The organism is Salinigranum sp., from assembly GCF_041641895.1.
In the GTDB taxonomy this organism is placed as follows: domain Archaea; phylum Halobacteriota; class Halobacteria; order Halobacteriales; family Haloferacaceae; genus Salinigranum.
The window spans coordinates 1-14,061 of sequence record NZ_JBEPXO010000093.1; the positions used below are offsets into that span (position 1 = coordinate 1).

General features: G+C 65.8%; 14 protein-coding genes and 1 tRNA gene. 6 read left to right on the plus strand and 9 right to left on the minus strand.

Features of this window, described 5'->3' with window-relative positions:
* Positions 1-205: 205 nt before the first annotated feature.
* Entirely contained in the window at positions 206-583 is a 378-nt protein-coding gene (locus ACESK5_RS16415) for a DoxX family protein (RefSeq protein WP_372912661.1), read from the minus strand.
* A gap of 5 nt (positions 584-588) precedes the next feature.
* On the minus strand, positions 589-1,635 hold the full coding sequence (locus ACESK5_RS16420; protein ID WP_372912662.1) for a WD40/YVTN/BNR-like repeat-containing protein: 1,047 nt from the start codon (positions 1,633-1,635) through the stop codon (positions 589-591).
* A 123-nt stretch (positions 1,636-1,758) separates the two neighbouring features.
* Between ACESK5_RS16420 and ACESK5_RS16425 the strand changes: the two genes are divergently transcribed.
* Positions 1,759-2,760 carry a TatD family hydrolase gene (locus ACESK5_RS16425; RefSeq protein ID WP_372912663.1) on the plus strand — a complete coding sequence of 334 codons (1,002 nt, stop codon included), beginning with the start codon at positions 1,759-1,761 and terminating at the stop codon, positions 2,758-2,760.
* 22 nt (positions 2,761-2,782) lie between these two features.
* On the opposite strand, the gene ACESK5_RS16430 is transcribed toward ACESK5_RS16425, so the two are convergent.
* From ACESK5_RS16430 to ACESK5_RS16440, 3 genes are all read right to left on the minus strand, one after another.
* Positions 2,783-4,123 (minus strand): aminomethyl transferase family protein, encoded by a 1,341-nt coding sequence (locus ACESK5_RS16430; RefSeq protein ID WP_372912664.1) that lies wholly within the window; start codon positions 4,121-4,123, stop codon positions 2,783-2,785.
* A 167-nt stretch (positions 4,124-4,290) separates the two neighbouring features.
* Positions 4,291-5,178 (minus strand): fumarylacetoacetate hydrolase family protein, encoded by an 888-nt coding sequence (locus ACESK5_RS16435; RefSeq protein ID WP_372912665.1) that lies wholly within the window; start codon positions 5,176-5,178, stop codon positions 4,291-4,293.
* Positions 5,179-5,244: 66 nt separating this feature from the next.
* Entirely contained in the window at positions 5,245-6,606 is a 1,362-nt protein-coding gene (locus ACESK5_RS16440; protein WP_372912666.1) for an amidohydrolase family protein, read from the minus strand.
* 200 nt (positions 6,607-6,806) lie between these two features.
* Here ACESK5_RS16440 and ACESK5_RS16445 point away from each other — a divergent pair, with 200 nt between their 5' ends.
* Both ACESK5_RS16445 and ACESK5_RS16450 read left to right on the plus strand, forming a co-directional pair.
* Positions 6,807-7,424, plus strand: a complete 618-nt coding sequence (locus tag ACESK5_RS16445) for a TetR/AcrR family transcriptional regulator (protein ID WP_372912667.1) — start codon at positions 6,807-6,809, stop codon at positions 7,422-7,424.
* Positions 7,425-8,547: 1,123 nt separating this feature from the next.
* On the plus strand, positions 8,548-9,372 hold the full coding sequence (locus ACESK5_RS16450) for an HNH endonuclease (RefSeq protein ID WP_372912668.1): 825 nt from the start codon (positions 8,548-8,550) through the stop codon (positions 9,370-9,372).
* 118 nt (positions 9,373-9,490) lie between these two features.
* Here the strand turns inward: ACESK5_RS16450 and ACESK5_RS16455 are convergent.
* Positions 9,491-9,562: transfer RNA gene (locus ACESK5_RS16455), tRNA-His, on the minus strand.
* A gap of 136 nt (positions 9,563-9,698) precedes the next feature.
* Here ACESK5_RS16455 and ACESK5_RS16460 point away from each other — a divergent pair.
* A complete protein-coding gene (locus tag ACESK5_RS16460) occupies positions 9,699-10,175 on the plus strand; it encodes a redoxin domain-containing protein (protein ID WP_372912669.1) in 477 nt (158 codons plus the stop codon).
* A 146-nt stretch (positions 10,176-10,321) separates the two neighbouring features.
* Here ACESK5_RS16460 and ACESK5_RS16465 read toward each other — a convergent pair whose 3' ends face one another.
* Complete coding sequence (locus tag ACESK5_RS16465) at positions 10,322-10,717, minus strand: CopG family ribbon-helix-helix protein (protein ID WP_372912670.1); 396 nt, start codon at positions 10,715-10,717, stop codon at positions 10,322-10,324.
* Between the two features lie 511 nt (positions 10,718-11,228).
* Here ACESK5_RS16465 and ACESK5_RS16470 point away from each other — a divergent pair.
* Both ACESK5_RS16470 and ACESK5_RS16475 read left to right on the plus strand, forming a co-directional pair.
* Positions 11,229-11,852, plus strand: a complete 624-nt coding sequence (locus ACESK5_RS16470; protein ID WP_372912671.1) for a plastocyanin/azurin family copper-binding protein — start codon at positions 11,229-11,231, stop codon at positions 11,850-11,852.
* 240 nt (positions 11,853-12,092) lie between these two features.
* Entirely contained in the window at positions 12,093-12,554 is a 462-nt protein-coding gene (locus ACESK5_RS16475) for a DUF5814 domain-containing protein (RefSeq protein ID WP_372912672.1), read from the plus strand.
* Between the two features lie 4 nt (positions 12,555-12,558).
* Here ACESK5_RS16475 and ACESK5_RS16480 read toward each other — a convergent pair whose 3' ends face one another.
* Together ACESK5_RS16480 and ACESK5_RS16485 are read right to left on the minus strand one after the other, a co-directional pair.
* The gene (locus tag ACESK5_RS16480; RefSeq protein WP_372912673.1) at positions 12,559-13,410 is read right to left on the minus strand and encodes a hypothetical protein; all 852 of its coding nucleotides are present in this window, start codon (positions 13,408-13,410) and stop codon (positions 12,559-12,561) included.
* A 65-nt stretch (positions 13,411-13,475) separates the two neighbouring features.
* Entirely contained in the window at positions 13,476-13,898 is a 423-nt protein-coding gene (locus ACESK5_RS16485) for a ribbon-helix-helix protein, CopG family (RefSeq protein ID WP_372912674.1), read from the minus strand.
* Positions 13,899-14,061 lie beyond the last annotated feature (163 nt).

Genomic DNA, 14,061 nt, shown 5'->3' on the forward strand with positions numbered 1-14,061 from the left:
CGCTTCGGCGTCCGTCGCCACCTGTCGCCGCGCTGCTGAGTCGTCGACCATGGCGTGTCAGGCTGTCGCCACCGAGTAAAAACCTCGCTCCGTCAGCGGTCGAGCGCGACGACGTCGAGGACGCCCGCTCCGAGGCTCACCACGACCCCTGCTCAGAACGGAGACGGCCGTCCGTCTCTGGTGACCACCTCTGGTCGCCGCCCGGTCAGTCCTCCTCGGCCGCCGCCTCCAGCAACAGGATGCTACAGCCGAGCAGCGCGCAGTTCTTCAGGAAGTTGATCTTGTTCCCCTGCCGCTCCTCTCCCTCCATCGTCCAGAAGTCGTGGATGACCGGCGTCGTCGCGACGAAGAACACGACGAGGGCGCCGGCCGAGGCCCGCGGGTACTTCCAGAGGACGATACCGAGGTTGGCCACGAGGAGCATCCCCGTGACGAAGGGGACGAGCACCTCCGGGATGGGGACGCCGCTCTCGGCCGCGACTTCGACCCGCTTCTCGTTGTGCTTGAATCCGTCGAGCGCCATGTACGCGAGGATGCCACCGTAGAGGAGTCGGCCGAGTCTGGACGGTGCGTCGTTCGACATGTCGCTCAGAGCACCTCCATCCGGCTGACGTTCGACGCCAGTCGACCGACGGTGTCGTAGGTGCCGTCGTCGTCTCGGCGCATGATGCGCCCCTCGACGTCGTCGCGCGCATCGGGCACGTCGAACAGTCCCGACCCGCAGACGACGTCGCCCTCGTAGACGTCCCACGTCTCGATGACCTCGTGTGGCTCGCCCGGGTAGGGGACGCGCTCCCAGTCCCGCCCGAAGTTGGTGGACTCGAACAGCGCCGTCTCGTGTTCGTCGTTCACCCACGCCGGGGGGGCCTCCTCGCCGCCACAGAAGAACACGGTGCCGTCGTGGACGAACACCCGGCGGATGTACGAGAAGTCGTTCCCCCGGTCGATGCGCGTCCACGAGTCGCCGGCGTCGACTGTCCGGTAGAGGCCGCCCTCGCCGACGGCGTGACCCAGTCCCAGGTTCTCCAGGTCGTGGTCGAGGTAGCCCGTCGTCGCCAGCCAGACGTCCTCGGAGATGGGGAGGATCTGGTGGACGTCGTCGACGATGGTGTCCCGCCGGTCGTGCCACGTCTGCCCCCCGTCGTTCGAGAGGTGGATGCCGCCGGCTTCCACGCCCGCGACGAGTCGCTCCGGGCGACCCGGCACGTGCTCCAGCGCCCGCAAGCGGGCGTAGTGCGGGTCGATGGGTGACTCCCAGTGGCCCCGCGAGGGGAGGTCACGGAACCCCTTCAGTTCGGCCCACGTCTCGCCGTCGTCGACCGACCGGTAGACGTAGGGGTCGTTCGTCCCGGCGTACAACACGCCGTCGGCGGTGCCGAGAATCGACCACACCTCGCTCTGTCCGGCGTGCCAGAACCGATCGCCGAGCGGGACCCCCAGATCCTCCCACGTGTGACCCTCGTCCGTCGAACGGAACGCCCCGTCCGTGGCGGCGACGAAGACCCCGTCGTGGCCGTCGAACGTCTTCACCGCCGTCACCGTTCCACAGTCCAGCACCCGTTCGGCGTCTCCCTTCTCGAAGGGGAGGCCGTCCACTCGGTACAGGCCGGTGTCCGTGCCGATCAGTAGCGCCATGCGAGGCGAGACACTGTGACACACAATAAATATTTACCAAGCTGTAAAACGATACGTGACGGTCCCGCGAACGGCAGACGACCGACGTCTCCGTTCGCCCGGACGAGTGCCGACCTTTCGCCCATGACCTCGACCCTACCCACGATGCGGCCGACCGACGCAGCGTTCCTGGACGACGAGCCGTCGCCCCCGACGGGGCTCCTCAACCTCCCGTGGATCGACGGCCACAACCACGCCCACACGCTGTCGTGGGACGACCGGGAGCGGTACGCGCTCGCGGGGTGTGAGGGGATGGTCACGATGGCGTCGGGCTACCACTGGACGCCGTACAAGCCGGTTCGTGCCGCCGACGTCCGGTATCTGTGGGACGACGTCGTCAACCGACGGGCGGCCATCGAGCGCAACCACTTCTTCCGGGTGCGCCTCGGCCTCGGCGTCCACACCGGTGTCCGCATCGAGAACCCGGACGAACTCCTCGCGGCGATGGACGCCTACTGCGAACTCGACGAAGTCGCCGTGGTCGGTGAGACGGGCGTCACCCCCTCTCAGCACGTCGAATCGTGGGACGTGGACGAACAGCAGGCGGTCGTGCAGGCCCAGATGGAACTCGCAGACGCGCACGACCTCCCGGTCGTCCTGCACACGCCAAACACGTCGACGGACGGAACGCGGCGCTACCGGCCCGAACTGGGCGTTCCCGGCTACGAGAAGAACACGAGTCTCGGTGCGGAGCCAGTCCTCACCGGGGAGAACCCGGCGCTGGAGGCCGTCCGATTGGACCTCGAAGCGGCCCACGACGCCGGCCTGGACGAGGACTGCATCGTCGCCTCACACGCCGACCGGAACAACACCCGATACCTGATGGAAGAGACCGACTGCTATCTGAGCTACACCATCGGCCACTCGTGGCTCGTCGGCGTCGACGTCGCGGACGTCGCCGACGTCATCGACACGTACGGCCCCGACCGGGTCATGGTCGACACGGACTGTGCGAACGTCCTCCGCACCGACCCGTACGCCATCAAGCGGGCCATCCTCGAACTCTACCGCTACGGCATCGACCCCGACACCATCCGGCAGGTCGTCCTCGAGAACCCGCGGTCGGTGTACGGCTTCGACGAGTGAGGGTGTCGGTGGGTCGTGCCGACTACTCGGACTCGGCGAGGTTCGCCCGTCGCCGGTCCTCCTTGTACGGTGTGCGAGCGACCGTCGCGCGGACCTCCGTCCGGACGTGGTCCTCGACGGTCGGACTCGCGGGGTTCTCGCCTTCTCCCCACAGCACGGTGACCTCGGTTCCGACGTCGCTGTGTTCGACGTCGATGGTACAGAGCGAGAGCATCTGCCGGAAGTAGTAGCTGTACCCGCGCATCGTCGCGACCCCGACGTCCTCGCCGTCGACGAGCACGCGGTCGGCGATCATCGACCGCTTCTGCTGGTGGGGCATCTCCATGTATTTGAACGTCGGTCCCTCCCGGAACAGCGACGCGTACGCGTCGACGACGTCCTCGTCGTTCCACTCCAGCGTCGCCAGCACCCGCTGTGGGTTTTCGACCTCGGCTTCGAGCGCCTCCCGCCCGACGAAGTCGTGGTCGAACTTCGTGTACCGGTCCCACCCCAGTTCCACCGGCGTCCGGTAGTAGTCGCTGATGTCGTCGGCCTCGACGCTCCCTTCGACGGCGTGGGTGATGAGGTCCCGGGTCTGGTGCTCGCGGAGGAACGCCCGGTAGTCGGCCATCTCCTCGCCGAAGATGGCGGAGACGAAGTCACGCACCCGCGAGGGGATGCCCGCTTCGAGCTGGTTGATGGAGGAGGTCCCCGAACTCAGCCGTCGGATACCGTACTCCTCGCCGGCCTCCAGGATGGCGTTCCACACCCGCTCGCTGTGCTCGCCGGGGCCGTGGAGCTCGAACCCGACCTCGCCCGACATCCCGAACCGGACGGCGGTCACGTCGACCCCCGCGATTTCGATAGGACCCGAGCGCATGAACCCGACCTCGCGCAGCGAGTGGTCCGCCAGCGCGTCGAGCACCTTCAGCGAGTTCGGGCCCTGAATCCCGTAGTTGAAGGTGTCCCTGAACTCCGCTGTCGCGTCGTAGTCGCCGTTCTCGAGGTTGTACGCGGTCCAGTAACACGGGACGCCGTGTACGACGAACCGTTCCTCGCCCTCCCGGACGAGGACCCCCTCGGCGACGACGTTCGCGTCCTCGTCGCACTGGACCAGGTGCTTACCCCCGCCGACCGGGTAGTCCGCGAAGGAGTTGATGCTCAGGTCCGCCAGGAGGGCGACGGCGTCCGGGCCCTCGAGCTTGAGGTTCGCGAACGTCGACCAGCTCCCCACGTAGCAGGTCTCCTTCCAGGAGAGCTGTTCGTCGATCCAGTTCGTGTACTGACTGGGGCGGCGTGCGCTGAAGTCTTCGCGCCGATTCACCCGACGCATCACGTCGACGACGCGCTCCCCGCCGAACTCCGAATCCGGGTCTGTGTCCATAGCCGTTCGACAGGACAGACGCGTATCAACCTTGCGCCTAAACGGCGCTCTCAGGACTTCTAGCGCCTGTTATGGGCGCTTCGCGGTCGCTCACAGACCCCGATTCGGACCGGCGTGACGGGGTGTCGTCCCCGCTGGGCGGCCTCGCCGTGTCCCTCGCGCGGGCGCTACTCGAACGCGCAGTCGTTCCGCAACTCGCCGAGCCCCTCGACTCCGACGGTGACCTCGTCGCCGTCTCCCAGCAACACCGGCGGCTCCCGGTAGACGCCGACGCCCGGCGGGGTGCCGGTGAAGACGAGGTCGCCCGGCGTGAGCGTGAACGCCTGACTACAGAACGAGACGATCTCGTCGACCCCGAAGATGAAGTTCGACGTCGAGGACTCCTGGAGTCGGTCACCGTTGACCTCCGTCCAGATGTCCAGGTCGTGGGGGTCGGGTGCCTCGTCGGCCGTGACCAGCTCCGGGCCGATAGGGGCGAAGGAGTCGAGGCTCTTGCCCCGGACCCACTGGCCGTCCCCGTGCTGGAGGTCACGGGCCGAGACGTCGTTGCCGACGAGGTAGCCGGCGACGTGGTCGAGCGCCTCGCTCTCGTCGACACGGCGGGCCTCGCGACCGACGACGACGACCAGTTCCGCCTCGTAGTCGACCTTCTCGGTGAGGTCGGGGCTCCACGAGATGGTACTGTCCGGGCCGGTGATGGTCGTCGGGAACTTCGAGAACAGCACCGGCGTCTCGGGGATGGGATTGCCCCCCTCCTCGGCGTGGTCGACGTAGTTCAGCCCCACGCAGACGACCTTCTGGGGGTCGGTGACCGGGGCGTGTCGTTCGAGGCCGGCGGCGTCGTACAGTCCCGTGCCGGTCTCCCGAGCGTACTCGACGACCATCTCGGTCTTCTCCTGCCACTCCCAGGTCGAGAGCAGTTCGACCGTCGTCCTCGGGATGCCGACGCCGGCCTGGACTCCCGCCTCGGGGAGGTTCACCACCGTCTCGCCGTCCAGTCGTACGCCTGTCCACGGTTCTACCGCGTCGTCCGCGCTGTATTGTCCGATTCGCATTGTGTCGTGTCGTCTCCGTCGTCCGTCTGGTGCAGTCGAATGCCGGTTCCGGTCGCGGTGGCTGCCCTACAGGTCGAGGCCGGCCTCCTCGACGAGTCGGCGACCGGACGCGACGAACCGGTCGTACTCCTCTTCTCGCTTGGGGTTCAGGAGTTCGCCGTCGGCCTTGACCACCTCGCCGTCGACGAGCACGGTGTCGACGTGGTGTGGGTTCGCCTCGAAGACGACCGTCTGGACCGGGTCGTGCGCCGGCGCGGTCATGAAGTCGCCGGCGTCGACCATGACGACGTCCGCCCGCTTCCCGGGCGTGAGCGTCCCGATTTCGTCGTCCAGACCGAGCGCCCTCGCCCCCTCGATGGTCGCCATCTCCAGCGTGTCGCGGGCGGTGAGCCCCAGTTCGGTGACCTCCTCGCCGGCCTCGAGTTGCGGCTGGTTCGCCAGCATGCGCTGGGTCTGCAGGCCGACGCGCATCTGCGTCGTCATGTCGCCGCTGACGCTCGAACAGACGTCGACGCCCCACGCGACGCGGCCGCCCGCCTCCAGTACCTTCCCGGTCACCGGGATGCCGTGACCCATCTGCATCTCGACTTCCGGTGTCGCGGAGAACGACACGCCCTGGTCGACGGCGTGCTGGATATCCTCCTGCGTGAAGTGGTTGCCGTGGGCGACGTTCACGTCGGGACCGAGCACGTCGGAGAGACAGCCGAACCCCTGGTAGTCGGGGTTGTACTCCGAGGAGGGCCACTGGGCCGCACCCATGTGAATGCTGGCGACGGCGCCCAGTTCGCGCGCCAGTTCCAGGTCGCCGCGGGCGGTCTCGTCGACGCAGAAGTCCGGCCCCCGGAGTCCGAGTCCCAGGCTGAGCAGGTCGTCGTCGCGAATCTTCTCGTCGTAGAGGTCGCGGATGTGCTGCTCGGGGAGGCCGACGTCGCTGTCGAACCACCACTTCGCCGCGTCGTCGCCCGGCGGGCCGTACGTGTACACCGCGCGCAATCCGGCGTCCCGAAGCGCGTCGACGGCCCGCTCGCCGTGTTCGAGCGAGTTGGGGTACGACCAGTCCAAGACCGTGGTCGTCCCCGTGTAGAGCTTCTCCAGCCCGCCGAAGAGACCGCCCAGATACGCGTCCTCGGCCCGGTAGAGCCCAGTGATGTTGCCGAGCATGTGGTTGAAGTACTCGTTCATGAGCGACCAGTCCCCGGCGATGCCCCTGACCTGGGTCTGTGCGAGGTGGATGTGCGAGTCCACGAACCCCGGTAAGACGATGTGGTCCGTCGCGTCGATGACCGCCGCGTCGGACTCCGACGTCGTCAGTCCGTGACCGATTTCGACGATTTCGCCGTCGTCGACGAGTACGTCGGCGCCCTCTAAGTCCCCCACCTCCGGGTCGAGCGAGACGACCGTCCCGTTCTGAATGAGTTTCTCTGCCATAGCCACCCGTCGTGTTGGACCATGACGATAAATAATTTACCGTGTGGTAAACCACGCGATAGACGAAACGAGACGGCGGAAACGACCGAATTAGTGGACTGAGTGGTCCGTCACTGGACGAACGTTGTTTACCGTGTGGTAAATAGACGGCGAACGCGGTAGAACAAGCGATATATATGCGCTTGTGGAGTACTCGGTGTATGAGCAAGCCCGGGAGGGGGTCGGTGTCGAACGACACTCGCGAGGCCATCATGGAGGCGACTTTCCGAGCGCTCAGCAAGCACGGCTACACCGACCTCCGGATGCGCGACATCGGTGAGGAGATGGAGATGACCCGGCAGGTCATCCACTACCACTACGACGGCAAGCACGACCTGATGTCGCACTTCCTCGAGTACATCATCGACCAGTACGAGGGGAGCGTGGAGGTGGACGAGGGCGCCCCGCCCCGCGAGGAACTGGCCGCACGTATCGACCAGTGTCTGTTCGGCCCGGCGTTCGACGACTTCGGCCACTGGGACCGGATGAAGGTGTACCACGAACTGTTCACCCACGCCCAGAACGACGAAGAACACCGGGCCATCTTCAACGACCACTACGAGCGTATCCGCGGCAGCATCACCGAGGTGGTCGAAGACGGCATCGAACAGGGCGTCTTCAGAGACGTCGACGCCGCCCGGATGGGCCAACTCGTCACCGACGTCATCCACGCCGCCAGAGGGCGCCGCCTCTCGCTCGGTCACGAGGACGCCCCCGAACAGGCCCGACAGTCCATCGACGAGTTCATCCTCGCCTCGCTCTACGTCGACGAACCGTAGTCGGCCGACCGTCCGCTCGTCTGCACTCACGCCTCTCCGAACCTTGCTGTCTGTTGTTATATCCAGAATATATCACATCCCCGGGCTCGTCATCGACGACTAGATTGTACCCTCGGTCGTATCGTCCATATTACTGTTTAGGTGGTCGCAGCACGTCGCGAGGGACTGTCCGTTTCATAATCGGATTAGCTGGCTGTAGAGTGGGTATAGGCGTTATACGACTGTCAGAGGGCTCGACTGCGTCTCATAATCGAGTGAGCCCTCCGCAAGATACTCACACGATGGCCATCTGGTGGGGTCATCGAAGAGCAACTGTAGGGCACGACAATAACACGGTTTGGGTCGATCACCGCTGAAACCCGACGATGGAGACGACGTACCTCCCGGATTGACCCGAACGCTGTCGTCGACTCGTTCGTGGCCGTAGCTCGTCTTCCTCATAATCGGGTGCCATCTATCGGTTTAGGTATGACGATGAGCGCACATAGTAGGCCCCTTCATGCGTGCGTGCTCACGGGGATCACCCTCACGCCCCTCGGTTTTCACTCGTCACCCCGCACACTACTTCGCAACGCTGGCCAGACGCCTAGTCAGAGACTCTATCCAGTACCGACCTCGCGTTCATCACTCTCCCTTGCGGGGAATCTCACCGATTATGAAGCGTCTATCAGTCTCTCAGCGGCTTCTTGAACGACTCTCGGACTCTGAGAGCGAGTAGCGCCGATGATGAGATTCCTGTCCAGCCCGCGCGTCGAGATGGTGACTGCACTTCTTTCGGCCACGCTCTCCCTCACCCTCCTAGATCGGTTCTGCAGTCGTCGAGACCGCTGTATGCTGTGGAATCGAGATATGCGCCCCCGACCGACACCCAGGTGTCATAACACGATCTGAACACATCTCGTTGTCGTCTACGTCTTCCGAGCTCTCGTGTCCGATACTGGATACTTCGATCAAGGCGGCGGTTGATCGGTTCTGGCCCACGAGCATTTTTATCACGCCCCGAGGGGCGCGGGCGCTCCGAGAGTGCCCGAGACAGACCCATGCGACGACACTCGACGACACGTGACCGATGTTCCGCCTCTTTCAGACCACTCCCCGACAGCCACTGGTGGTCGACCCCTCGATGACCGACTTGTCGACGGACGACCCCACTTGCCCCACCTGTGGTCGCCGCTTCAACTCACGACGCGGACTGGGCGTCCATCACTTCACTGTTCACGGTGAACGCCTCCCGAACCGCGCGTGTGCACACTGTGGCGACCAATTATATTCGGAGCACTCGAAGAAGCACTGCTCCGAGCGCTGTCTCTCCGCGGCGGCTCCCTACGCTGGCGAACGGAACCCGAACTACCGCGGTGGGAAGACCGAGACGACCTGCCGGATCTGTGGGACGGCCTTCGAGTACTATCCCTCCGAGAAGCGTGGACTGTACTGTTCCAACTGTGTCGAAACCGAACAGTGGCGGACACCGTTGAACATCGACGGACCCCGCAACCCCCGGTGGTCGGGCGGCCGACGCACTACTGAGTGCGACGTCTGCGGCGACGCAGTCGAGCGATATCCGAGCAACATCGGTGACGTCGTCCTCTGCGGTGAGGACTGCCGCTCGCAGTGGCTCTCGGAGACGTTCACCGGTGACGGGCATCCGAACTGGCTCGGTGGTGGCAACGAGGCGTACGGAAGCGGGTGGGCTGCTGTCCGCTCGAACGCGCTCGAACGAGACGGTCACCAGTGTGTCGTCTGCGGTGCAACGCAAGACGAACTCGGGCGCAATCCCGACGTGCACCACATCGTCCCCGTGCGGTGGTACGTCGAGCGAGACGGATTCAACCGCGCGGATGCGCACTTCCTCGAGAACGTGGTGTCGCTCTGCAGCAGCTGCCACCGAAAGGCCGAATTCGGGAAGATCAGCCCCGAGCGACTGCGAGCACTTCGCGACGAGGCCTAAACGGCGGCCACAACCCTATCGTTCTCGTCACTCCGGCCGGACTTGGTCACGACTCAGACATGCTGGAAACGAACTGTTCGCAGGAAACCGCCCGAGAACATGTTTTAATTCTGATACAGTCCGGGTGCGAGAATCGAACCCGCGTCTCAGCCTCCACAAGGCTGAAGGATAACCACTACCCCAACCCGGACACGCTGGTGGCGTCTGACTGCACTACCTCATAATCCGCGAGCAGTCAAAAAGGGTTACGACTCGAATTTCGGTCGCGTGTGAGGCTCACGCACGCCCGGAGAGGGTTCAGTGTGCTGTCACCCTTCTGTTCAGGTATGCTCGAGACCGGCCAGACCGCCCCCGACTTTCGGCTCCCCGGTACTGCGGGGGCGGACATCGACGACCACACGCTCTCGGAGTACGTCGACCGGGGGTGGTCGGTCGTCCTCGTGTTCTACCCGTTCGACTTCCACCCCGCCTGCGTCTCGCAGTGGTGTACGCTCCGCGACGCCGACTGGCTCACCGTCCTCGACGACACTGTCGTCGTCGGCGTCGGCGCCGACAGCGTCTACGCCCACCGGCAGTTCGCCCGCGAGTACAACGTCGACTTCCCGCTGCTCTCGGACTCCGACGGCCGGGTGGCGGAGGCGTACGGCGTCCCTCGAACCGGAGTTCGAGGGCCACCGCCAGGTGCCCGGGATGGCGCTGTTCGTCGTCGACCCCGAGCGCCGGATCAAGTTCGCGTGGCGTGGCGACGCCACGGCGGAACCGGACTTCGACGCCGTCGAGAGGGCGACATAGTGTCTCGGTGACGAGTGTGACGTTCCCGAGGAGACGGTCGACGGCTGACGCCGGCAGCGCAGCGTCTCGTTCCGGTGACATCGACCCCTGTGTGGCGAACGTGACTGACGCGGTGACGTCTCCCGGCGCTGTCCACGGTCGACGTGGATCGTGACGGTCAGCTCTCGTCGTCGCGAATGACCATCGCCTTCACCCGGCGGACCTCGTCGAAATCCCGCAGTCGGTAGGTGAGGGCACGGACACGCTCGGCGGCACCGCGACAGAACAGCGATTCGAGACACCACGCCCCCTGGTGCGTGTGGCTGGTGTTGAGGATGACGTCCTGATACTCGTGCTGGACGCCGTGGAGCTCCCCGATGACATCGTGGTGGCGGTAGTCGAAGCCGATCAGCGCGACGACTTCGCCGGTCGTCTCTTCGAGCCGCGAGTGTGCCTCGATGTACTCGAGCATCGCCTCCCTCGCGGCTCGTGACCGGCTCTCGAGACCCTCTTCTTGCCACACGCGGTCGAACTCGTCGACGAGTTGGTCGGGGATGTTGAAGCTCGTTCGCATGGCGTACCCGTCTCCGGGGAGCGACAAGAGTCCCCGGAGACGGGTGTCCCGTTCGGGTACTGAAACCTCACCCGTCCGGACGGGGGCGGGTCGGGGTCGTGGGCGTCGGCTTCGTCACGGGACCGTTCTGCGCCTGACGTCACGACTCCCCGCCCCGACGACGGGGGCCGACCCCGAACGCGGACACGCGGAAGTTCGGACCGACGCGCTCCCCCGACGCCGTCCTCACCGTTCGCGCTCGTGGCCGCGAGGAGCACCACGCCACCGAGTCGTGTCAGACACTTTCTCACACTATTTGCGGCTTCCGTCAGCATTAGCAGAAATACACTGTTTCCAACGTGTGATGTCGACCGACCCACCGTCACGCGAGACAGGGTCGTCTCACGCGACGACCCGTCGGCGACTGTTGACCGCACTGGGCACGGCGGTGATACCGACTGTCGCCGGCTGTAGCAGCACTTCCACGACTGGTGACGACGAACGCACGACAGCTCCGACTACGACCACATCCATGCGACAGACCCAGACCAGCCGCACGCAGCAGATGGACAGCGACACGGTTCACCCCCGGTTCGGGTACGTGGGCACCCGCGACGACACACCGCCGGTCGAACCGGACCACACGGTCTCGCTGGAGATTCGCCCCCGAGAGAACGCCCCGATTCCGGCGTTTTATTTCGAGCCGGCGGGACTCGCCGTCGACGTCGGCGACACGGTCCGCTTCAACCTCGCGACGCCACACCACAACGTCAACGCCTACCACCCGGCGTTCGGGTACACCCAGCGGGTCCCGGACGGGGCGCCGCCGTACTCCTCGCCGATTCTGGGCGCGGGCGAGTACTGGCTCTACACCTTCGAGACGGAAGGCGTCCACAACCTGATGTGTGCCCCGCACGAACTGTTCGGGATGGTCGGCAGCGTCGTCGTCGGCTCGCCGACCGGCCCCGGGGCGAACCCGGTCGGCGAGGCTCCGGCCCCACACGAGGAGTCCCGTCCCCCCGAGTTCACCGCGGGCCTCGTCCTGAGCGACCCCGCGCTGGCGCCACAGACCATCGCAGAACAGGGGTCGGTCTCGTGGAGCGACCTCGCCCCCGAGAGCAAGCGTCCGCTGCTCCGCCCCGTCGAGGAGGGGTGAGCAGGAACGGGACGAGACAGGCCGGGGAGAGACGCGGCGGGTCGGCGGCGGGACGTTCCCACCGCCGGGCCCTCGACCGGCACTCGTCGGCCGTGTGCTCGTGACTCCGGACACGAACCGAACGCCCCTCCCGAACGCGCCGCGGCCGCGAATCCGGGCTCGCGACGGTTCCAGTGGGCGGACCGAGCGCGCCGGAGCGAGACGCTTTTGCTGCCGTGGCGACCACGTGTAGACCAACCCGTGGCCATCACCGACAAGGTCTACCTGAAGAACCACCGGCAGATCGTCTCCCAGCTGGATACGTCCATCCCGAAGGGGGCGTTCAAGGGAGCGACCATCGAGCTGCTCTACTCGGGCGAGGGCCTCTCGAAGGTCGACGACGCGACGCGGGACCGTCTCCTGGACTTCGCGGGGGACTTCCTCGACTGCGAGAACGAGGACCAGCTCTACACCGGCTACCCCGAGCGCCAGTTCGTCCGCTACCTGCTCAAACTCCGCGAGCAGGGGCTCGGTCCCGACGACATCGTCGACGTGATGGGCGACGAGTACATGCTGTACGCGTACCCGGGCGACGTCCTCTCCTTTCTCGACCAGGCGGTCCGCACGCTGGAGGCGGCCGAGACGCTCGCGAAGGTCGACGGCAAGCCGGAGGCGGAACGCGAACTCGGCGAGACGAAGCGGTCACTGTCGGGACGGCGGTAGCGACTCAGCGACGCTCCATCCAGAGGTACAGAACGGCGACGGCGAGGAGGTACAGCGCCATCCCCCCGACGACGGCACCCGTCAGCGGGTTCGACGGGTCGAAGTTCTCCCAGTACCGGACGACGCCGACGAGGACCAGCGCGAACCCGAGCACCTGGCTCTGCACCAGCACCCGCGCTCCGCTCCAGCGCGGGTCCAGCACCACGACGGCGTTCACGATCCCGAAGAGCGCGAACCAGCCGGCCAGAACGCGTGCCGTCAGCGGAGACACCGTCCACGGCCACGAGTCTATCATCGGTCCGGGGGCGACGAACAGCGCGACGGCACCGAGTGCGAGCCCCGTCCCGAGCACGCCGCCGACGAGCCGGACGACTCGCGGGAGGCGGACCGCGTTCGCGTCCGGCTCCGTCGACAGCGTCCGCCGGTTGCGTATCCAGACGGCGGGCACGAGGAGCGGCGTCACCGCGTACAGGAGGACCCACAGGACGAACGTGTGGTGACCGTGGTTGAAGTTCTCCCAGTGGAGGACCGTCGCGACGGCCATGAGCCAGGTGAACACCGCGATACCGAGGAACACCGGGGCGACCGTGTGCCACCGCTCGGCGGTCGAGACGCGGTAGAAGAAGTAGACGCCGGCACCGTACCCCGCACCCATGACGACCGGCGTCATCTCGGGGCGAATCGTCCACGCGAAGAACTCGGCCGTCCGGTCCGGGACGCCGTAGAGGACGAAGAACGCCGCGGCAAGGAACGGGACGATTCCGCGCGCGACCCACCGCGTCAGGGGGAGGACGTGGTCGTCACGGACAGTGACCGTTCGGTCGTCCCACTCCCCACCCGCGCTGTCGAGTGTCATCACCCCTCACTGTTCGAGGGGCGGGGTGGTACGTCTTTCTGCGTGGTGAGGAGTGCGTGAACGCGCTACCCGAGGCGGAACGACGGCTCGTCGCGCTCGCCGCCGTCGAGGTCCTCGAGCTGGATGACCTCCTCGTCGTCGTCGTGCTCCTCCAGCTGTTCGCGGAGGTAGTTGACGTACCCTTTGTGCTCCTCCAGCTGTTCGCGGAGGTGTTCGGCCTCCAGTTCGAGGCGTTCGTGCTCGCGGATGAAGCTCTTCGGCACTTTCACCTTCGGCGGGAAGCTCTCGGAGTCGTCCTCGCTCTGCTGGAGCTGTTTGAGTTCGTGCTCGGGGACGACTCTCACCTGGCCGTCGTGGGCAACGAGCGTATCGACGTAGTCGCGGAAGACGGCGGACAGCGAGATGTCCCGCTCTTCTGCGATCTCGCGGAGCGTCTCGAAGGAGTCCTCGTTGACGCGGAAGGAGATCGTTTTGTTCTTGTTGCCCATGGCTGTATCTGTCTCGGTATGGTCGCGCTTCGTACTTAATGGTTCGTCAGACATCACCCCGTTCGCCGTGCTGAGGTGGTGTCTCCGGGGCTGAGCGGCTCAGTCGTCTGTGTCGTCGCCATCGTAATCGCCGTCGCCGTCATCGTCGTCGTCACTGCTGTCG